This is a genomic window from Polynucleobacter sp. MG-5-Ahmo-C2 (assembly GCF_018687735.1).
Lineage (GTDB): Bacteria > Pseudomonadota > Gammaproteobacteria > Burkholderiales > Burkholderiaceae > Polynucleobacter.
On the sequence record NZ_CP061304.1, the window covers coordinates 807355 to 827361 of the forward strand.

The 20007-nt window shown below is 46.3% G+C and carries 20 protein-coding genes; 15 read left to right on the plus strand and 5 right to left on the minus strand.

The annotated features are described in order from the left end of the window. Positions 1-4 precede the first annotated feature (4 nt). A complete protein-coding gene (locus C2740_RS04195) occupies positions 5-973 on the minus strand; it encodes an XdhC family protein (RefSeq protein WP_215294145.1) in 969 nt (322 codons plus the stop codon). A gap of 55 nt (positions 974-1028) precedes the next feature. Here C2740_RS04195 and C2740_RS04200 point away from each other — a divergent pair, with 55 nt between their 5' ends. Further along, on the plus strand, positions 1029-1679 hold the full coding sequence (locus C2740_RS04200; protein ID WP_215294146.1) for an NTP transferase domain-containing protein: 651 nt from the start codon (positions 1029-1031) through the stop codon (positions 1677-1679). Here C2740_RS04200 and C2740_RS04205 read toward each other — a convergent pair. Next, complete coding sequence (locus tag C2740_RS04205; protein ID WP_215294147.1) at positions 1676-2140, minus strand: RidA family protein; 465 nt, start codon at positions 2138-2140, stop codon at positions 1676-1678. The two genes, C2740_RS04200 and C2740_RS04205, sit on opposite strands and share 4 nt — an antisense overlap. Positions 2141-2344: 204 nt before the next feature. On the opposite strand from C2740_RS04205, the gene C2740_RS04210 reads away from it, so the two are divergent. Next, positions 2345-2683 (plus strand): cytochrome c, encoded by a 339-nt coding sequence (locus C2740_RS04210; protein ID WP_215294308.1) that lies wholly within the window; start codon positions 2345-2347, stop codon positions 2681-2683. 13 nt (positions 2684-2696) lie between these two features. Then, on the plus strand, positions 2697-3050 hold the full coding sequence (locus C2740_RS04215) for a cytochrome c (RefSeq protein ID WP_215294148.1): 354 nt from the start codon (positions 2697-2699) through the stop codon (positions 3048-3050). 73 nt (positions 3051-3123) lie between these two features. Here the strand turns inward: C2740_RS04215 and C2740_RS04220 are convergent, their stop codons facing one another. Beyond that, positions 3124-3762: a GntR family transcriptional regulator gene (locus tag C2740_RS04220; RefSeq protein ID WP_215294149.1), complete on the minus strand. Its 639-nt coding sequence runs from the start codon at positions 3760-3762 to the stop codon at positions 3124-3126. Positions 3763-3855: 93 nt separating this feature from the next. On the opposite strand from C2740_RS04220, the gene scpA reads away from it, so the two are divergent. The 8 genes from scpA to C2740_RS04260 are packed head-to-tail and all read left to right on the plus strand — an operon-like array spanning position 3856 to position 12964. Beyond that, positions 3856-6042, plus strand: coding sequence for a methylmalonyl-CoA mutase (gene scpA, locus C2740_RS04225; RefSeq protein ID WP_215294150.1), 2187 nt, complete (start codon positions 3856-3858; stop codon positions 6040-6042). Between the two features lie 15 nt (positions 6043-6057). Further along, on the plus strand, positions 6058-7083 hold the full coding sequence (meaB, locus tag C2740_RS04230; protein WP_215294151.1) for a methylmalonyl Co-A mutase-associated GTPase MeaB: 1026 nt from the start codon (positions 6058-6060) through the stop codon (positions 7081-7083). A gap of 10 nt (positions 7084-7093) precedes the next feature. Next, entirely contained in the window at positions 7094-8626 is a 1533-nt protein-coding gene (locus C2740_RS04235; RefSeq protein ID WP_215294152.1) for an acyl-CoA carboxylase subunit beta, read from the plus strand. Between the two features lie 27 nt (positions 8627-8653). Next, complete coding sequence (gene accC / locus C2740_RS04240) at positions 8654-10678, plus strand: acetyl-CoA carboxylase biotin carboxylase subunit (RefSeq protein WP_215294309.1); 2025 nt, start codon at positions 8654-8656, stop codon at positions 10676-10678. A gap of 8 nt (positions 10679-10686) precedes the next feature. Beyond that, on the plus strand, positions 10687-11154 hold the full coding sequence (locus C2740_RS04245) for a VOC family protein (RefSeq protein WP_215294153.1): 468 nt from the start codon (positions 10687-10689) through the stop codon (positions 11152-11154). A 33-nt stretch (positions 11155-11187) separates the two neighbouring features. Continuing rightward, positions 11188-11916 carry a tRNA (adenosine(37)-N6)-threonylcarbamoyltransferase complex dimerization subunit type 1 TsaB gene (gene tsaB / locus C2740_RS04250; RefSeq protein ID WP_251369698.1) on the plus strand — a complete coding sequence of 243 codons (729 nt, stop codon included), beginning with the start codon at positions 11188-11190 and terminating at the stop codon, positions 11914-11916. Then, on the plus strand, positions 11916-12431 hold the full coding sequence (rimI, locus tag C2740_RS04255; RefSeq protein ID WP_251369699.1) for a ribosomal protein S18-alanine N-acetyltransferase: 516 nt from the start codon (positions 11916-11918) through the stop codon (positions 12429-12431). The genes tsaB and rimI overlap by 1 nt, the downstream gene beginning before the upstream one ends. Further along, a complete protein-coding gene (locus tag C2740_RS04260) occupies positions 12428-12964 on the plus strand; it encodes a DNA polymerase III subunit psi (protein WP_215294154.1) in 537 nt (178 codons plus the stop codon). Before rimI ends, C2740_RS04260 begins: the two co-directional genes overlap by 4 nt. Here the strand turns inward: C2740_RS04260 and lplT are convergent. Continuing rightward, positions 12961-14280 (minus strand): lysophospholipid transporter LplT, encoded by a 1320-nt coding sequence (lplT, locus tag C2740_RS04265; RefSeq protein WP_215294155.1) that lies wholly within the window; start codon positions 14278-14280, stop codon positions 12961-12963. The two genes, C2740_RS04260 and lplT, sit on opposite strands and share 4 nt — an antisense overlap. 74 nt (positions 14281-14354) lie before the next feature. On the opposite strand from lplT, the gene alr reads away from it, so the two are divergent. Next, on the plus strand, positions 14355-15446 hold the full coding sequence (alr, locus tag C2740_RS04270; protein ID WP_215294312.1) for an alanine racemase: 1092 nt from the start codon (positions 14355-14357) through the stop codon (positions 15444-15446). An 85-nt stretch (positions 15447-15531) separates the two neighbouring features. Here the strand turns inward: alr and C2740_RS04275 are convergent, their stop codons facing one another. Further along, a complete protein-coding gene (locus tag C2740_RS04275) occupies positions 15532-16419 on the minus strand; it encodes an outer membrane protein assembly factor BamD (protein ID WP_215294313.1) in 888 nt (295 codons plus the stop codon). Between the two features lie 20 nt (positions 16420-16439). Here C2740_RS04275 and C2740_RS04280 point away from each other — a divergent pair, with 20 nt between their 5' ends. From C2740_RS04280 to phaC, 3 genes are all read left to right on the plus strand, one after another. Next, positions 16440-17480 (plus strand): RluA family pseudouridine synthase, encoded by a 1041-nt coding sequence (locus C2740_RS04280; RefSeq protein ID WP_215294156.1) that lies wholly within the window; start codon positions 16440-16442, stop codon positions 17478-17480. Continuing rightward, positions 17477-18238, plus strand: coding sequence for a peptidoglycan editing factor PgeF (gene pgeF, locus C2740_RS04285; protein ID WP_215294157.1), 762 nt, complete (start codon positions 17477-17479; stop codon positions 18236-18238). The genes C2740_RS04280 and pgeF overlap by 4 nt, the downstream gene beginning before the upstream one ends. A gap of 111 nt (positions 18239-18349) precedes the next feature. After that, complete coding sequence (gene phaC, locus C2740_RS04290) at positions 18350-19981, plus strand: class I poly(R)-hydroxyalkanoic acid synthase (protein ID WP_215294158.1); 1632 nt, start codon at positions 18350-18352, stop codon at positions 19979-19981. Positions 19982-20007 lie beyond the last annotated feature (26 nt).

Here is a 20007-nt window from a genome sequence, read left to right on the forward strand (position 1 = left end):
CGCACTAGCCCAATTGGTTTTTCTTGGGAACGCTGATGCCGTATTTAACGGCAATTACCTCCGCCAGAATCGACACTGCGATTTCTGGTGGGGTGAGAGCCCCAATATAAAGCCCTACTGGACCATGCAGTCTATTGACTTGTTCTCGGTTGAGATCAAACTCTAGAAGTCGTTCTTTGCGCTTTTGTGTATTCTTGCGACTTCCCAATGCGCCAACATAAAAGGCAGGGGATCTCAAAGCTTCCATCAGCGCCATGTCATCAAGTTTGGGGTCATGCGTGAGGGCTACAACTGCAGTATGTGGATCAACACCAATTTCCAGCAATACATCATCAGGCATGCCTTTGTGGAAAATAAGATCGTCACGATTTAGGCCTTCTGCATATTCTTCGCGAGGGTCGACCACAATGACTTCAAAGTCAGAAGCGAGTGCAAAGTCCGCCGTATAGAGCGATAGTTGGCCAGCGCCAATGATCACCATGCGCCAGCGTGGGCCGTAAGTGGTTTGCATCTCTTGATCGTTGCAAACAAATTCATCATGGCGAGATCCGCTACTTAAGCTCGATTTGCCAGTACTGAGATTGACTGTACGGCGACTAATTTGGTGGGAGGAGATTTGCTCTAGGAGCTGTTCCAAAATTGTGAGCTCTGGTTTGGGCTCAACCAGCAGTCTCAAAGTTCCTCCGCATGGCAGACCAAAGCGCGCAGCTTCTTGCTGGCTAACGCCATAGACCACCATTTCAGGGGTGTTGCGCGTCAGAATTTCCGTTTGTACACGGCGAATTAAGTCATCCTCGACACAGCCACCAGATACCGAACCTGCTACCTGACCATCGTCCCGAATGGCAAGCCATGATCCAATAGGTCGTGGGGCCGACCCCCAAGTTTGCACTACCGTAGCAATAGCTACTGAGTGGCCAGCTTTAAGCCAGCTGACGGCAGAGCGGAGGACGCTTAAATCGGTGCTATTCATGCTATGTGCTGTCTTTATTGTTTATTTTTTTAGTTTCCTATTTATTATCACTCTAATGACATCTTTCGGTTTGCAATCTAGTTCATCAAATCTTCGTTTGGCGGTACTGTTGCTTGCCGCAGGTGAGGGTAGTCGCTTGGGTTCCATACCAAAAGCACTGCTACAAAAGGATTCTCAAAGCCTCTTAAGTCGTTTTTGCCAATCAATCAAAACATTTGCCGTAATTGAATTAGTGGTTGTAACTGGTTTTCATGCGCAACCCATTGAATCCGAGTTGGCTGAAATACAAAAGAAATTCGATTTACCTATAAAGTGCGTCCGTAATCCCCATCCAGAATCGGGGCAAGCATCTTCGGTGCGTCTTGGTCTCGAATCTCTATCAACCAACTACGAGGTGTTGTTGGTGGCTTTGTGCGATCAACCTCTTATAGGCACCGCTGAAATTGATGCATTACTTGAACAATTTGAGCAACGTGCGCAGCAAATAGAAGTTGTTTTGCCAATGGTGGGTCAGCAGCGCGGCAATCCCGTGGTGTTTTCATATAAGGTGATTGCGGATATCTTGGCGATACCAAATATGGTGTGTAGATCTTATATAGATCAGCATCCAGCGCTAGTGCAAACCTTCACAACAGAAAGTCCAGCGTACATTGCTGATGTCGATACCGATGCCGACATCAGCAGGTTTGCTTTACAGCGCCCTTAGGCTTCAATTTCAGCGATTAATTCAATTTCAACGCAAGCGCCCAGAGGGATTTGCGCTACGCCAAAAGCGCTTCGGGCATGTTTCCCAGCATCACCAAACACTTCAACAAGTAATTCTGAGCAACCATTAATCACCAAATGATGCTCTGTGTATTGATCTGTGGAGTTCACCAAGCCCATGACTTTTACAATCCGCTTGACTTTACCGAGTGAGCCTAAATGATTTTGCAAGGTTGCGATGAGATCAATTGCGATCGATCTTGCTGCAGCTTTTCCAGCCTCAGTATCCATGTCTTTGCCTAACTTGCCTGCCCAAGGCTTGCCGTCTTTCTTGGCAATATGACCTGACAAGAAAACAGTATTACCGGTAGTAGCGGCCATGACGTAAGCAGCGGCAGGGGGTCCCGCTGGGGGCAACTCAATCCCAAGGGATTTGAGGCGATCAAGGTATGTGTTGCTCATGATTGTGAATCCATATTAAGTAGAAGATCAATCTTACCGGGAAGCACTTTCACCTTGCTTTTTTCAGTGCTTTTATCGACTCTGGGGGCCCAAATCCGCCAAACAATGACCCAAAGAGCGTCTCTCCGCTATACTCTCCCAAATTGATTTAAATCAAACTTATTAATACTGATTTCTATGAAAAAACTAACAATTCTTCCTCAAATGCTTGTTGCTGCTGGTTTGGCTCTTACGGGTTTTACTGCCCAGGCTGACGAAGTAAAAGGTAGCGCTGCCGCTGGAAATGCCAGGGTATGGCTTTGCGTTGGCTGTCACTCAATTCCCGACTACCGTGCAGACTACCCATTGGTCTATAAGGTTCCAATGTTAGGCGGTCAAAATGCCGGCTATATCGCTAGCGCCTTAGCGGCTTACAAGAAGGGTGAACGAAAGCATCCAACAATGCGCGCCATTGCAGGTAGCCTTTCTGATCAAGATATGGCTGACCTTGGCGAATACTATGCTGCGCAAACAGCCAGCTCACCTAACAACCCGTTGAAGTGATAGAGGCACGTTTATGAAATTTGCACTAATTACCGCAGTTTTACTATCGAGTATTGGCCTTGTTAACGTATCCAATGCTGCTAGCGTTGATAAAGGTCAGGCACTAGTTGAGAAAGCCAATTGTGCTTCTTGCCACGGCGCTGGCCTGAATGCCCCAATCTTGCCGGTTTATCCTAAACTGGCCGGTCAGTATCCTGACTACCTTTACTACGCCTTGAAGGCGTACAAAGTAGGTAATGGCAATCCACAATATGGTCGTAATAATGCGATTATGGGTTCACAAGTTCAAGTATTCTCCGATGCAGATCTGCAAGATATTGCTGCTTACATTGCATCCTTACCAGGAAACTTTGTAGTCAAGAAGTAAATTCCCTGGGCTGTAGATAAAGCAAAGGCTTAGATTAATATTCTAAGCCTTTGTTATTTATAGGTATTTTATATTACCTAAGTGCTTCCAGGCCTCTAGAGAAGTGCTTTCTCATAGCGGCTTCTGCAGCCAATTCATCTCGCTTGAGAATTGCCTGCAGGATTTCTCGATGCTCAAGGAGGGATGCTTGTAGTCTTCCTGTGCTCGTCAAAGAATCTTTTCGATGCAATTTGAGTACTTTCCTTAAATCAGCAATAACGCCATTCATCCACCGATTGCCGGCAATTTCCTGGATTAACTCATGAAATTTGCCATTAATTTCAAAGAATTGCTCAATATCTCGGTCTGCAGCGGCTTTTTCTAGTCGGTGGTGTAGGTGGTCGAGTTGATTTAGCTCATCCTCAGTTGCTTTTGTGGCGGATTCTTTTGCCGCTTGGCTCTCTAATAGCGATAACACCGTGAAAATTTGCTCTAAATCACCCCGATTGACTTCAGTCACGTAGGCGCCTCTGCGCATCTTGATCGTTATGAGGCCCTCAGAAGCCAATACTTTGATTGCTTCTCGCATCGGCGTCCTGCTAATTCCGTACTGCTCAGCCAGAGATTGTTCGTCCAGCCAGCTCCCTGGAGGAAATTGTTTGCTAAATATCTGCTCACGCAGCCGATCAGCTACATCCTCGTACAAGGGCCTGTTATTCAATTTTGTATTCATAATTATGAATACATGATAACTAGACAAATTCCAAATAGTCAAGCAGAATTGGAGAAATTAGATGCAATGCAATAAAACTACCAGGAGTGCTTTGTGAGTTCAGACAATAAAAGTTCATCAACAAGTTCATGGCCGGAAGTTCCAGAAACTAATTTGGACGCCTGGAAAAAGTCTGCACAGAAATCCGCGCCAAATGGCGATGTGGGCAAACTGGGCTGGAATACGCCAGATGGCATTCAGCTGAAAGCGCTCTATACCTCTGCCGATACCGAGGGATTGAGTTACACCAATACCTTGCCAGGTTTTGAACCTTTTGTTAGGGGTCCACAAGCAACGATGTATTCAGTTCGTCCATGGACCATACGTCAATATGCCGGCTTTTCTACTGCTCAAGAATCCAATGCGTTCTATCGGAAAGCATTGGCTGCGGGCGGACAAGGTGTATCCGTTGCCTTTGACTTGGCCACCCATCGAGGCTATGACTCTGATCATCCTCGTGTCACTGGTGATGTTGGTAAAGCTGGCGTTGCAATTGATTCTGTAGAAGATATGAAGATCTTGTTTGATGGCATTCCATTGGATAAGGTGTCTGTTTCTATGACTATGAATGGTGCCGTTTTGCCGGTATTAGCTGGCTATATTGTTGCTGGTGAGGAGCAAGGCGTAAAGCAGGAACAGTTATCGGGCACGATTCAGAACGACATACTCAAAGAGTTCATGGTGCGCAATACCTATATTTATCCGCCAGAGCCATCGATGCGGATTATTGGCGACATTATTGAATACACCGCTAAGCACATGCCGAAATTCAACTCGATTTCGATTTCGGGTTATCACATGCAAGAAGCTGGCGCAAATCAAGTTTTGGAACTGGCCTTTACATTGGCCGATGGAAAAGAGTACGTCAAAACAGCGCTTGCAAAAGGATTGGATGTGGACGGCTTTGCGGGCCGCTTGTCCTTCTTCTTTGCAGTTGGCATGAACTTCTATTTAGAGGTCGCCAAATTACGCGCTGCAAGGTTGTTGTGGTGGCGCATCATGAAGTCTTTCGAGCCGAAAAATCCAAAGTCTTTGATGTTGCGTACCCATTGTCAAACATCGGGCTGGTCTTTAACAGAGCAGGACCCCTATAACAACGTTGTGAGAACAACTGTTGAAGCTATGGCAGCTGTATTCGGTGGCACCCAATCCCTCCACACGAACTCATTTGATGAGGCAATTGCCTTGCCTTCAGAGTTTTCAAGTCGAATAGCACGGAATACTCAGTTGATTCTTCAAGAAGAAACCCACATCACTAGCGTGATTGACCCTTGGGCAGGTTCTTACATGATGGAGAGCCTCACGCAAGAGATGGCAGATAAGGCCTGGGAAATTATTCAAGAAGTCGATGCCATGGGTGGAATGACCAAGGCTGTAGAAAGTGGTTGGGCTAAATTAAAGATTGAGGCATCGGCCGCTGAGAAGCAAGCCAAGATTGACTCTGGCTCCGATGTGATTGTTGGTGTGAATAAATATAAGCTTGAAAAAGAAGATCTCGTGGATGTTTTGGTGATTGACAACGATCGCGTTCGAGATGGTCAGGTTGCGCTTCTGAAAGATATTAGAGCAAAGCGCGACAGTAAAAAAGTAGAGGCCGCATTAGAAGCATTAACCAAAGCTGCTGAGGACAACACCGGAAACTTGTTGGAATTGGCAGTGAATGCAATACGTTTACGCGCTACGGTTGGTGAAGTATCTGATGCATTGGAAAAGGTTTACGGGCGCCATCGCGCCGATACTCAAAAGGTGACCGGCGTGTATGCAGCTGCCTATGACTCAGCCGAGGGCTGGGAAAAACTCAAACTAGAAATCGCTGACTTTGCCAAAGATTTTGGCCGACGTCCACGCGTGATGATCGCTAAGCTTGGTCAAGATGGTCATGATCGTGGCGCCAAGGTTGTGGCTACAGCCTATGCAGACTTGGGCTTTGATGTGGATATCGGCCCGCTGTTCCAAACCCCCGAAGAGTGCGCACGTCAGGCTATTGAAAACGACGTTCATGCATTGGGTGTTTCAACGCTAGCAGCAGGTCATAAGACATTGGTTCCGGCCATCATTGCGGAACTGAAAAAACAAGGCTCAGATGACATCATCGTCTTTGTGGGCGGCGTGATCCCTAGGCAAGATTACGAGTTTCTTTACGAGGCAGGCGTGAAAGGTATTTATGGACCAGGCACCCCAATCCCAGCTTCGGCTAAGGATGTGCTTGAGCAAATTCGTAAATCAATAAAACCAGCTTAGCCTGGATTAGAGAACATGCTCGAAGCTGCCGATCAAACTTTAGTGAGCGACCTCACTGGTATTCAGTCGCTAAAACAGCGACGTGCATTAGCGAAGATCATTACCTTGCTTGAGTCTACACGCTTAGATCATCGTAAACGTGCTGATGAAGTACTCAATACGCTCCTGCCAAAGACTGGAAAATCATTTCGTTTAGGGATCTCTGGAGTGCCTGGGGTAGGTAAGTCTACGCTGATTGAAACTCTCGGTTTGTATCTGATTGAAAAAGGTCATCGCGTTGCTGTGATGGCGATTGATCCTTCTTCGAGTTTATCTGGAGGATCTATTCTGGGCGATAAAACCCGCATGGAGCGCCTCTCAGTTTTAGAAGGCGCCTTCATTAGACCAAGCCCATCCTCCGGAACGCTAGGCGGTGTTGCCGAGAAAACCCGTGAAGCCATGTTAGTAGCGGAGGCAGCCGGGTTTGATGTCATCATTGTCGAGACTGTCGGTGTTGGGCAAAGTGAAATTGCTGTGTCTGGCATGACAGATATGTTCTTGCTATTGCAGTTGCCAAATGCTGGAGACGATCTTCAGGCAATCAAAAAAGGCGTCATGGAAATTGCGGATCTCATTGCTATTAATAAAGTTGATATTGATCCTGATGCAGCTACGCGTGCGCAACTATTTATTACTAGTTCTTTGCGTTTACTAGGTTTTCAAGGAAATCCTGATCATGCTTCCCATGATCAAGAGTTTTGGCATCCAACCGTCATTACCTTAAGCGCCCTCGAGGGTAAGGGCATTCCTGAGTTATGGGAAAAGGTTTCTCAATTTCAAAAACTGCAAAGGGCAAACGGCAAATTTGAGAGCCGTCGCAAGCAACAGGCAGGTGCATGGATGTGGGATCGTATCGATGCTGGTCTAAAAACCGCTTTCCGAAACAATCAAGCAGTGCAAGAACTATTGCCAATTTTAAGTGCACAAGTAAATCAAGGAACTATGGCAGCTTCAGTTGCGGCAAGACGCTTATTAGAGTCCATGGGGCATGAATTTTTCTAAGGAGCAGGAAATGAAGGAAATCATTCAACAGCTGGAAGCGAAGCGCGAGCTTGCCCGATTGGGTGGTGGGCAAAAGCGTATTCAGGCTCAGCATGCGAAGGGCAAATTAACAGCCCGTGAGCGTATTGAATTATTGCTGGATGCCGGCACTTTTGAAGAGTGGGATATGTTCGTGGAACATCGCTGCCATGACTTTGGAATGGCCGATCAAACAGTGCCAGGTGATGGCGTAGTTACCGGTTATGGAATGATTAATGGCCGCTTGGTGTTTGTATTTTCACAAGATTTCACTGTATTAGGCGGATCTTTATCTGAAGCACATGCAGAAAAAATTTGCAAAATCATGGATCAGGCCCTGAAGGTTGGTGCGCCTGTGATTGGCTTAAATGACTCTGGCGGCGCACGTATTCAGGAAGGCGTTGCTTCCTTAGGCGGCTATGCAGAAATCTTTCAGCGTAACGTTACTGCTTCAGGTGTGATTCCACAGATCTCTTTGATCATGGGGCCATCCGCTGGTGGTGCCGTATATTCACCGGCGTTGACCGACTTCATCTTCATGGTTAAAGACAGTTCTTATATGTTTGTCACTGGTCCAGAAGTTGTCAAGACTGTTACTCATGAGGACGTCACCTCTGAAGAATTAGGTGGTGCTGTAACGCATTCAACCGTGTCAGGAGTCTGCGACTTGGCATTTGATAATGATGTTGAAGCAATCATGATGCTGCGTCGTTTCTTTAATTATTTGCCGCTCTCTAACCGCGAAAAACCACCGCTAATTAAAGGCGCAAACCGCAATGAAGAGTTTGATTTCTCCTTGGATACCTTGGTGCCCTCTAATCCAAATCAACCATATGATATGAAAGAGTTGATTGAGAAGATTGCCGATGATGGCGAGTTCTTCGAATTGCAGCCTGACTACGCTAAAAATATTGTGATTGGTTTTGCGCGTATGGAAGGACGTTCAATTGGTATCGTAGCAAACCAACCATTAGTTTTGGCTGGCTGTTTGGATATTAAAGCCTCCATTAAGGCTGCACGTTTCGTTCGTTTCTGTGATGCCTTTAATATTCCAGTGGTGACCTTAGTAGATGTTCCAGGCTTCATGCCAGGTACTGCACAAGAGTACGGCGGCATTATTAAGCATGGGGCTAAATTACTCTATGCCTACGCTGATTGCACTGTGCCTAAAGTGACATTGATTACTCGCAAAGCCTACGGCGGAGCCTATGATGTGATGGCCTCAAAGCATTTACGTGGTGACGTGAACTTTGCATGGCCATCCGCAGAAATTGCGGTGATGGGTCCAAAGGGTGCTGTTGAGATTATCTTCCGTGAAGAAAAATCTGATCCCGAGAAGATTGCAGCCCGTGAAGCAGAGTACAAATCGAAGTTTGCAAACCCATTTGTTGCTGGGCGTCGTGGTTATATCGATGACGTCATTTTGCCTCATGAAACGCGCAAACGTATTGCCCGTTCTCTGGCGATGCTGAAAGATAAAGACTTGAAGAATCCTGCCCGTAAACACGGCAATATTCCTCTGTAAGGGCGCCAACAAATCATGACTACGAAAATGTTTAAGAAAATTTTGATTGCAAATCGCGGCGAGATTGCTTGTCGCGTTATGAGTACCGCCAAGAAAATGGGTATTAAGACGGTGGCCGTCTATTCAGAAGCAGACAAAGAAGCGCGTCACGTGCAGCTAGCAGATGAGGCGATATGTATTGGGCCTGCATCTTCTAGAGAATCTTATTTGCTAATGGATCGCATCATTCAGGCTTGTAAAGATACGGGTGCTGAGGCAGTTCATCCTGGGTATGGTTTTTTATCTGAGAACGAACAGTTCGCCAGACGTTGCGAAGAGGAGGGTATTGTCTTCATCGGCCCGAAATACCAATCCATTGCTGCAATGGGTGACAAGATTGCCTCCAAGAAATTGGCATTAGAGGCCAAGGTCAACACAATCCCGGGCCACAACGAGGCAATCGCAACAACTGAAGAAGCAGTCAAAATCGCTCATGGTATTGGCTACCCAGTGATGATTAAGGCTTCTGCTGGAGGCGGTGGCAAGGGTCTGCGAGTAGCATTTAATGATAAAGAGGCGGCCGAAGGTTTTGCTGCATGCAAGACCGAGGCAATGAATAGCTTTGGTGATGATCGTATCTTTATTGAGAAGTTTGTTGAAGGCCCGCGCCATATTGAGATTCAGATATTGGGTGATTCGCATGGCAACGTGGTGTATCTAAATGAGCGAGATTGTTCGATTCAGCGTCGTCACCAGAAGGTGATCGAGGAAGCGCCATCACCCTTTATCGATCCTGCAACTCGTAAGGCTATGGGTGACCAAGCTGTTGCTTTGGCTAAAGCAGTGAACTATCAATCTGCCGGTACTGTCGAGTTTGTGGTGGGCAAAGATAAGTCTTTCTACTTTTTGGAGATGAACACCCGCCTACAAGTCGAGCATCCGGTAACCGAGTCGATCACAGGTCTTGACCTCGTTGAGCAAATGATTCGTGTAGCTGCCGGCGAAAAGCTCGCTTTTAAGCAAGCGGATGTGAAGTTGGATGGTTGGTCAATAGAATGCCGTATCAATGCTGATGATCCATTTCGCAATTTCTTACCTTCGACTGGACGTTTAGTTAAGTATCGCCCACCAGAAGCCATCAATGGCGTACGCGTCGATACAGGCGTATATGAGGGCGGTGAGATTCCGATGTATTACGACTCCATGATTGCCAAATTGATTGTGCATGGCAGGGATCGCACTGAGGCTATAGAAAAAATGCGTGCTGCCTTAAATGATTTCGTCATTCGGGGCATCCATTCTAATATTCCTTTTCAGGCAGCGCTGTTGCAGCATCCCCGTTTTGTGAATGGTGATTTCACAACGGGCTTTATTGCAGAGGAATATCCAGAAGGATTTAAAAAAGACTCCGTACAACCAACTGATCCGAAGCGCCTTGCAGCACTGGCTGCCTTTATGCGCTATCGCTACCTAGAGCACATCAAAATGATTGACGGTCAATTAGCTGGCCATGAAATGATCATAGCGAAAAAGTTTGTTGTGGTTACGGGTATCAAAGCCGGCTCGATGAATGATCCAGTTGAGCTGCCTATTCGCGTCGAGTTAAAGGATGGAATTTACTCTGTCTATATCGATGAGGCCGATGAAGTAAGTCGTTACGATATCGTTAGTGATTGGCGCCCAGGACAAATTTGTCTGAACGCTACCATTAATGGCAGCCATAAAATTACTGCACAAGTAGAGCGCCGTAGTGTGAAATATATTTTGGTGCTTGATGGCGTACATTTTGAATGTATGGTCCTGAGCCCATTAGGTGCAGAGCTCCAGCGCCGGATGCCAGTGAAGCTGCCACCGGATACATCGAAGTTGGTGATGTCGCCCATGCCTGGTCTTTTGACGAAGATTGCTGTCAAGGCCGGCGAGACGGTAACAGCGGGTCAAAAACTCGCATCAATCGAGGCCATGAAAATGGAAAATACACTGTCAGCAATGCAAGATGGTGTAGTAGCAGAGATTTGCGCTAACGAGGGCGATAGCTTGGCAGTTGATCAACTCATCATTCGCTTCGAATAAGGAAAAAGATGTCTGCTAAGCCATTTAAAATTTTAGGCATCCAGCAAATTGCTATTGGTGGCGTGAATAAAGACCGCCTAAAGAAATTATGGGTTGATCTGTTGGGCTTTGAATATAAGAGTACTTTTGTCTCTGAGCGTGAAAACGTGGATGAGGATATTTGTGCAATTGGTAAAGGTGCGTATGAGGTTGAAGTTGATTTGATGCAACCTTTTGATATTGAAAAGAAGCCGGCAGTACATCAAACCCCCTTAAATCACATTGGTTTATGGGTGGATGACCTGCCTAAAGCAGTTGAATGGCTATCTGCTAATGGTCTGCGTTTTGCCCCAGGCGGTATTCGCAAGGGAGCGGCTGGTTTTGACATCACTTTTGTCCACCCTAAAGGTAATGAGGAGTTCCCGATTAGTGGCGAAGGGGTCTTAATTGAGCTTGTACAGGCGCCGCCTGAAGTGATTGCAGAATTGGGTTCATAATTTCATTTTTAAAGCACAGTAAACGAGTTCAAATTGGCCCGCATTCTAGCCATCGACACCTCAACAGCTTGGTGTTCGGTGGCTTTATCTTTAGGTGATCAAGCACCAATAGTCCGACATGAGTTGGTATCGGCTGGCGCTAGCCAACTGGTTTTACCTTGGGTTGAGGATCTGCTGGATGAGGCAAATTTGAAGCTAAATGGACTTGATGCCATTGCGGTTGGGATTGGTCCTGGTGCCTTTACAGGGGTCAGGCTTGGTGTAGCAGCAGTTCAAGGCTTGGCCATCTCCTGTAATTTGCCAGTTTTGCCTGTGGCTAGCTTGGATGCCATTGCGGCGCAATTCATTAAAACGGAAGACTTCAGTCGGGCAAAGCCAGCACATTTTGTCATCGCCATAGATGCCCGTATGGATGAAATTTATTGGGCTAAATACGAAACTCCGATTGGTGCAGATCAATTGCCAAAGCGTATCACCGCTATCCATTTGTCAAAGCCTGAAGAATTAGATCTCGTTGATGTTGATCATTTAGCCGGTAGTGCTATTAAGACCTACGGCGATCGCCTATTGACCAAGGTAAACGTACCACTTTCTTCGGTTACGCTGGATGCGGAAATCCATCTAACCGCCTTAGGCATCTTAGATTGCGCTAAGCAAAATTATCTGGAAGGTAAGCAAATCGATGTGCGCATGCTTGAACCGCTGTATGTGCGAGATAAGGTTGCCTTTACCACCCTAGAACGCCAAGAATTACTCAAGTAATGTCTGAGAGCTTTTCTGAACTTTCTTTTCTGCCTATGCAGACTGCAGATTTAGATGCTGTTTTAGAGATTGAATCGGTATCGCATCAGCACCCGTGGACCAGGGGAAATTTTTCCGATTCGCTAGCGGCAGGACATTGGGCTTATTGCATTCGCCCGCAAGTAGATCAGGCGGTCAAAGGTTCCTATTTAGATCCCGCAATTTTATGGGCTTATTGCATTCTCTTTCCCGCAGTTGATGAATTGCATTTGCTGAACATTACGGTATCTACAAAGTTGCGCAAGCTGGGGTTGGGTTCCAGGATGATGGCGGCAATCGAGGGTGTGGCTGCGCAGCAAAAAATTCCCAGAATTATTCTAGAAGTTCGGCCGTCGAATGTTGCGGCAGTCAATTTGTATCAAAAGCTTGCTTACGAGCAAATTGGTATGCGTAAAAATTACTATCCAGCTGATCCACACTTGGGAACACGCGAAGATGCGCTCGTGATGGCTAAATCGATTAAGCTAGAGTCATGAGCAATACACATTCAGTCTTCCTGAAGGAAATGGGCATTACCGAATGGTCTTCTAAAGATGCGGTTCATGCCATCTCATCTGCGGAAAGTTCAGTCCAAGTACAGCAGGCAACTGCTATAGCACCCCAAGAGGCTGTTGAAAAAGTTTCTCAAGGGCATTGGTGGTTCTTTGGTACTCAGCCGCAAGGTGATGCGCAGACTCTCTTTCAGAATGTCGTCCGCACGCTAGGTTTAGGACCGCAAGAGTGGTCATGGAAGAGTACCAACGATAATCTGGGTGCGCTTCAAGCCCCGGGCGATGGTTTGCCAGTGGTGGCGTTTGCCTTTGGAGGTCCTATCGCTCAAAAAATTACTGGTGAGCGAGATCCTTTGCCGCAACTACGTGAAACGATACTCTCTCTAAATAATGGGGCTGATGAGGAGATTCCAGTCATCGCTTCATTTGACTTGGCGCAACTAGTTACTAAACCCAAAGACAAGGCCTTGCTCTGGCAGGATCTTTTATTAGCAAAGTCAGTACTGCAGAATATTTAATGCTTGTGTTCACCGATGAGGTGCATCGAGTCATATTCCGCTTGGTTTTTAGCGTGACGCTTAATAACCAGCCACATCAAGCCACTGACTGTTAATCCAAAGCCAATGATGACATACGGTACTGGTACATCAAGCCATATCAATACTGAATACATGGCAAGCATCATTAGCACCGAAATATTTTCATTGAAGTTTTGAACTGCGATTGAGTGGCCGGCAGACATCAGCACGTGACCGCGATGCTGCAGTAGTGCGTTCATTGGTACAACAAAATAGCCTGCCAACCAACCAACTAGTATCAATAAAAGATATGCCGGTAGCAAATTGAGGCTTACTTGCATTTTGCCGATTGTCATCATCGTTATATTAGGCAACATATCTGAGTTGTAGACAGCCATCACACAAACCACTAAACCCATGGCGATGCCATATGGCAATACCTTTAGAGAGTTACGAAGAGGTACGCGACCTGCGGCCCAAACGGCTCCACCGGCTACTCCGACAGCGGATATGGCTTGCAGAATGGCGCCTTGCGACAGATTCATGTGAAGGGCAACTTGAGCCCACTTAATCACAATAAATTGCAGAGTAGCACCAGCACCCCAAAACAAAGTGGTCACTGCCAATGAGATTTGACCGAGGCGATCATTCCATAAGGTTTTAAAGCAAACTGAAAAATCTTTGATAAGTTCAATGGGATTTGCTTTTTGAGCAACATAGCGCGCCCCGGTATCTGGAATCTTGAGATTAATCAGTGCTGCAACGATATAAATCATCATGATGATCATGATGGCGGATTCAGCAGGCGTATCAATCCCCGTATCAATGGTTGGCATATCCAATGCCAGCAGGCTTTGGGATACCGTACTGCTAATCAAAACACCACCTAAGACGGTACCTAAAATAATGGAGCCAACCGTGAGGCCTTCGATCCAGCCATTGGCAGCCACTAGTTTTTCTGGTGGGAGAAGTTCAGTCAAAATTCCATACTTCGCGGGTGAATAGGCTGCAGCACCAAGACCGACGATCGCATAAGCTAGCAATGGGTGGCTACCAAAAAGCATGACTACGCAGCCTACGAACTTAATCGTATTGGTGATGAACATGACATTGCCCTTGGGGCGTGAGTCTGCAAAGGCGCCTACAAAGGCAGCTAGAACCACATAGGACAATACGAAGAATAATTTGAGTAAAGGGGTCATCCAGGCCGGAGCATGAAGCTGGGCCAATAGGGCAATTGCTGCGATCAGCAGGGCGTTATCAGCAAGCGACGAAAAAAATTGCGCCGCCATAATGATGTAAAAACTACGGTTCATTCGTACAATCTAGTCATTGATTCAATTAAAACACGAAAGGAGGGGTCAATATGGGCCCTTCAGCTAATGGCTTGATTAATAGGCCAATTTTGGCATCGATTTACACCGAGGCCTTTCGGCATAATTTAAACAGAGTTCGGGAGCTTGCTCCAGAGTCTAAGATTTGGTCTGTCATTAAGTCTAGAGCCTACGGGCACTCTTTTGAGGCCGCCTTGCAGGGCTTGGCATCTACCGACGGTTTTGCCCTCCTAAACATGGAAAGTGCACTGCGTTTAAGGGAGCAAGGTTGGCAGGGCAGAATCCTATTATTGGAAGGGTTATTCCATGAAAATGAATTGGCACTAGCCCACAAGTTGTCATGCGATCTCGTTGTTCATTGCGAAGCTCAGGTTGAATGGCTTGAGAAATATCAAGCGCATAAACCATTTAATGTTTTTCTGAAAATGAATACCGGCATGAATCGCCTAGGCTTAAAACCTGCAGCCTACAGAACGGCATTTCATCGCTTGCATGCCTCGGGTTGCAAAATGCATCACATGACGCATTTTGCAAATGCTGATCAAGTTGATCGGATTCCCACTGTCGATAGTCAGTTGGAATTATTTAATGACACGATTGATGGCTTGGCTGCCCCCACTTCACTGGCTAACTCAGCGGCGATTTTGTGGCATCGCAATGCTCTTGGCGATTGGGTTAGACCTGGAATTATGCTTTATGGCGCATCGCCAACAGGGCTGTACTCGGATATTCAGAATGCCCATTTAAAGGCGGTAATGCATCTACATAGTGAAATCATTGATATTCAGGAGTTGGAAAAAGGCGAACGCATTGGTTACGGTGGACGCTTTGAGACTCCTGAAGCAATGAGGGTGGGCATCATCGCTTGCGGATATGCCGATGGTTATCCGCGTCACGCAAAAGATGGTACGCCAGTCTGGGTAAGTGACGGAAGCAAAGATGGCGGAATAATTTGCCCAATCGTTGGTCGTGTATCGATGGATATGATGAGCATTGATCTACGTAATGCACCTCATGCAAAAATCGGTAGCGTTGTAGAGTTATGGGGCGATAAGGTTCCTGTTGATGATGTTGCACAAATGAGTGACACCATTGGGTATGAACTTCTTTGTGCTGTAGCCCCTCGTGTCCCTGTAGTCATTAAGTAAACATTAAAGGGTAGCTAGAGAAGGTGCTTCAATAAAAAACCCCATTCAATTTGAATGGGGTTTGAACTTGCGATACCTTGCGTTCTTACTTATTCCAGAACTGCCACCATCTACGCTCTTTCTTCACGCGCTGCCCAGTTTCTAACATCTGACTATCCGGAAAGTTAAGCTTAAAGACGCGAGCCGTATCGTTGCTGAGGTCAACCATGCCCAGCTTTTGATAGGACTTATACAGCAGATAGAGAGCCTCTTCCACGGCAGGTGCGCGGTCATAGTCTCGAATGACGAGCTGCGCACGATTGGCGGAGGCTAAATAGGCGCCGCGCTGATAATAAAAACGGGCCACAATCACATCGGCTTCAGCCAGCGAATTGACGATATAGCGCATCCGATCCAAAGCGTCTGGTGCGTATTTACTGTCGGGAAAACGTTCGACAACTACTTTGAATGATTCAAACGCATCTTTAGCTGCTTGCGGATCACGCTCACTTAAATCTTGGCCGGTAAATTTACCAAGCCAACCCAAGTCATCATTGAAGGTGATAAGACCTCTGAGGTAATAGCCATAATCTAAGTTTGGACTACCTTGATGCAATTTGATAAAGCGATCGATCGCAACCAGTGCTTGTGCTTGTTCATTGCCCTTCCAGTAGCAATAAGCAGCATTAATTTGCGCTTGCTGTGAGTAGGGGCCAAATGGAAAGCGTGCCTCTAGTTTGTCAAAGTATTTGCCGCATTTAACGAAGTCACCATCATTTAATTTATCGGTGGCTTCCGAATAGAGTTTGGCTTCTGACCAAATATCGGTATCGTCTTTTTGGCCATCGCTACCGGCGCATCCACTGAGTAATAGCACTGCCGTCAGCATTACCAAAAGCAATGCTAGGGGGCTGTTATTAAAAAAAGTGGCCTTTTTTTGTTGGGCAGAGTTACCAGCAAGCCTTAAACTGGCGTCTGATATTACGTCGGACATTACTGAAAGGCTCTTTAAGCGTGGCATTGCCGCAAACTCCTGATTCGAATCCTACCGATTATATCGATGATGAGGATTTCATCTCCCTGGAGATTCCTTTAGAGATGGCTGGGGAGCGACTCGACAAGGTATTAGCAGGGTCTTTGCCTGATTATTCCCGTAATCGACTCAAAGCCTGGGTTGAGGCAGGGGCTGTTATGGTGGACGGAAAAGTCACCAAAGCCCGTTATTTGCTGCATGGTGGTGAAAGTATTAAGCTCTTTCCACAAGAAATGCCGGAGCAATTTGCCTTCAATCCGGAAGATATTCCTTTGGATGTTGTTTATGAGGACGAATCTATCATCGTGATAAATAAGCAGCCAGGTTTGGTAGTGCATCCAGCCGCCGGAAATTGGTCGGGCACTTTGCTCAATGGACTCTTATTTCGCTATCCAGAGCTCAAGTCCTTACCTAGGGCTGGGATTGTTCATCGCTTAGATAAAGACACTTCTGGGTTGATGGTGGTAGCTCGCACCGCTCAAGCTCAAACTGCTCTAGTAAGGCAGCTACAAGAGAGAACTGTTGGGCGTCGCTATTTATCTTGGGTTTGGGGTGATGCGCCTAGTCAAGGCAAAGTTTTAGCCTCTGTTGGCAGGGATCAACGCGATCGTCTTCGAATGGCAGCCGGCAGCCCACAGGGTAAGCCTGCAGCGACTGTATTTCGAAGGCTTGCAAAGGGCAGTTTTAATGAGTCTCCTCTAGCCTTGCTTGAGTGCCGCCTAGAGACAGGGCGTACGCATCAAATCCGCGTACACCTCGAATCACTTGGCTTTCCATTGCTAGGCGATCCGGTTTACCGTAAAAAAACGCCTGGAGTTGCCAAGTCCTTGCCATTTGAGCGCCAGGCTCTACATGCATACGCCCTCAGTTTGCAACATCCCTTATCTCAGCAATGGATGACTTGGTTTCGCTTGCCGCCGCTTGATTTGATGGACTTATTGCCACAGCTTGGCATGGGCCCCGAGGTGCTGCCAAGGGAAGAGGCTTTATTAGCATCCATTCATCATGAGCATCAATCATGAGCTTTATTTTGCCTAAATGGTCAGCCCCACAATGTGTTCATTCATTGCAAACAACAAGGCAGGACGGCATTAGCAATCCACCTTATGAAAGCCTCAATCTTGGGGATCATGTTGGAGATCAATACCCAAGAGTTCTAGCAAATCGTCAAATTCTGAGAAAGCATCTACCGACAGAGCCTATATGGCTTAAACAAACACACGGTGTTCAGGTGAGTACGCCTGCTAGTCGCGCCCTAGTGATTGCTAAGCCATTCGAGGCCGATGCTGCCGTAACAAATATTCCAAACGAGGTATTGGCTATTTTGACGGCTGATTGCTTACCGGTCCTACTTTCTACTACTAATGGTTCTGTTATTGGCGCCGCCCATGCAGGGTGGCGTGGCTTATGCGATGGCATTTTGGAAAACACAGTAAGCGAAATGCTCAAGCTTGTAGATCTTCCTAGGGCAGCAGAGTTGGTCGCCTGGATGGGACCAGCAATTGGTGCAGAATCCTTTGAAGTTGGCCAGGATGTATTGGAACGTTTTCAGGAAACGGGGATGCATGACATCCAGCAGTGTTTTTTACCTATTCCCCATAAGCCTGGAAAGTATTTTGCTGACATTTATCAGTTAGCACGAGATCGACTCACGGCTATTGGCTTGAAATCCATCTTTGGCGGTGATATGTGTACCGTGAAAAATGAAGCACAATTTTTCTCCTATCGTCGTGATGGAGTAACGGGTCGATCTGCATCCCTCATTTGGATTTCCAAATAACGTTGATTGTGTGCGGGTAAACACTAGCCCATTTCTGCGGCTAGGGTTATTGCGTATAACTTTATAAGCAGTATAGACCGAGAATGATCCTAATTAATTGAAGAGACTACTATGTTTGCAGGCATGAATACCGGGGCCACCCCATCATTGGCGCCGCACCATATGGCGATGATTCCTCCAGAGCGCTTGGCGGAAATTCAAAAGGAATACTTCGCCGAGTTAGCACATATTGCGACTAATCCCGAAGCCATTGAGGTAAAGGATCGTCGCTTTGCTGGTAAAGCTTGGCATTCATCTTGGAGCAAGGTGATTGCTGCAACCTATTTGTTGAACTCAAAACATCTGATGTCTTTAGCCAATGCAGTGGATACAGATGAAAAGACTAGACAGAAGATTCTGTTTACGACCGAGCAAATGATCGATGCGCTCTCGCCATCGAACTTCATTGCGACTAATCCAGAGGTGCTAGAAAATATTATCAGTACCCAGGGCCAATCGATTCAAAAAGGGATCGTAAATTTGCTGGGCGACATGAAGAAGGGCAAAGTTTCTCAAACGGATGAGAGCGCTTTTGAGGTTGGAAAGAATATTGCAACAACAGAGGGTCACGTTGTCTTTCGTAATGAATTATTTGAATTAATCCAATACACGCCGCTGACGGAAACTGTTTTTGAACGCCCTTATTTAATGGTGCCTCCATGCATTAATAAATATTACATTTTGGATTTGCAGCCCGATAACTCCGTTGTGCGCCATATGGTTGCTCAAGGACATACCGTCTTCCTCGTTTCCTGGAAAAACCCAGATGCCGCTATGGCGGAGGTGAGCTGGGATGATTACGTTGGAAAAGGTGTCATTAAAGCGATTGAGGTTGTAAAAGATATTGGCAATACCAAGCAGATCAATATCCTAGGATTTTGTGTTGGCGGTACCCTAACGTCTTCAGCCTTAGCAGTTCTTGCGGCACGCGATGAGCACCCAGCAGCTAGCCTAACTTTATTTACAACCTTATTGGATTTCACCAATACGGGCGTTTTAGATGTCTTTATTGATGAAGGCATGGTGGAGTTACGCGAGAACACCATCGGCGGCAAGAATGGCAAGTGCGGAATGATGTCTGGTTTAGATCTAGGGAACACTTTTTCCTTCTTGCGTCCTAACGATTTAGTTTGGAACTATGTAGTTGAAAACTATCTCAAAGGCAATTCTCCGCCCCCATTTGATTTGCTCTATTGGAATGGTGATTCAACCAACTTGCCAGGCAATATGTATTGCTGGTACTTACGTCATACCTATTTGCAGAATGATTTAGTTAAGCCTGGCAAGCTTAAGATTTGTGGTGAGAAAGTTGATTTAGGCAAGATTAAGTGCCCAGCCTATTTATATGCTTCTCAAGAGGACCATATTGTTCCTTGGCAATCTGCTTATGAATCAACGCATATCCTGAAAGGGAAAAATCGTTTTGTTCTTGGCGCCTCTGGTCATATTGCTGGTGTGATAAATCCGCCAGCAAAAAATAAGCGTTATTACTTTGAAAATAACAAGATTGCAGCTACTGCAGATGAATGGCTTAAAGGCGCAAAGCAACTACCCGGAAGCTGGTGGCCGAATTACACCAAATGGCTTGAGCAATTTGGCGGAGAAAAAAAACCAGCAAGCAAAACATTTGGTAATGCCAAGTACAAAAAAATGGATGCTGCACCTGGGGTGTATGTAAAAGAAAAGGCAGTTCAAGCGGCTTAAGCGCCGTAAAAATTCATGAAGGTTTT

Bases quoted from the DNA above. Each gene is read 5' to 3' on its own strand.
- C2740_RS04195 (WP_215294145.1), bottom strand. From the start codon at position 973: ATGAATAGCACCGATTTAAGCGTCCTCCGCTCTGCCGTCAGCTGGCTT.
- C2740_RS04200 (WP_215294146.1), top strand. From the start codon at position 1,029: ATGACATCTTTCGGTTTGCAATCTAGTTCATCAAATCTTCGTTTGGCG.
- C2740_RS04205 (WP_215294147.1), bottom strand. From the start codon at position 2,140: ATGAGCAACACATACCTTGATCGCCTCAAATCCCTTGGGATTGAGTTG.
- C2740_RS04210 (WP_215294308.1), top strand. From the start codon at position 2,345: ATGCTTGTTGCTGCTGGTTTGGCTCTTACGGGTTTTACTGCCCAGGCT.
- C2740_RS04215 (WP_215294148.1), top strand. From the start codon at position 2,697: ATGAAATTTGCACTAATTACCGCAGTTTTACTATCGAGTATTGGCCTT.
- C2740_RS04220 (WP_215294149.1), bottom strand. From the start codon at position 3,762: ATGAATACAAAATTGAATAACAGGCCCTTGTACGAGGATGTAGCTGAT.
- meaB (WP_215294151.1), top strand. From the start codon at position 6,058: ATGCTCGAAGCTGCCGATCAAACTTTAGTGAGCGACCTCACTGGTATT.
- C2740_RS04235 (WP_215294152.1), top strand. From the start codon at position 7,094: ATGAAGGAAATCATTCAACAGCTGGAAGCGAAGCGCGAGCTTGCCCGA.
- accC (WP_215294309.1), top strand. From the start codon at position 8,654: ATGTTTAAGAAAATTTTGATTGCAAATCGCGGCGAGATTGCTTGTCGC.
- C2740_RS04245 (WP_215294153.1), top strand. From the start codon at position 10,687: ATGTCTGCTAAGCCATTTAAAATTTTAGGCATCCAGCAAATTGCTATT.
- rimI (WP_251369699.1), top strand. From the start codon at position 11,916: ATGTCTGAGAGCTTTTCTGAACTTTCTTTTCTGCCTATGCAGACTGCA.
- C2740_RS04260 (WP_215294154.1), top strand. From the start codon at position 12,428: ATGAGCAATACACATTCAGTCTTCCTGAAGGAAATGGGCATTACCGAA.
- lplT (WP_215294155.1), bottom strand. From the start codon at position 14,280: ATGAACCGTAGTTTTTACATCATTATGGCGGCGCAATTTTTTTCGTCG.
- C2740_RS04275 (WP_215294313.1), bottom strand. From the start codon at position 16,419: ATGTCCGACGTAATATCAGACGCCAGTTTAAGGCTTGCTGGTAACTCT.
- pgeF (WP_215294157.1), top strand. From the start codon at position 17,477: ATGAGCTTTATTTTGCCTAAATGGTCAGCCCCACAATGTGTTCATTCA.
- phaC (WP_215294158.1), top strand. From the start codon at position 18,350: ATGTTTGCAGGCATGAATACCGGGGCCACCCCATCATTGGCGCCGCAC.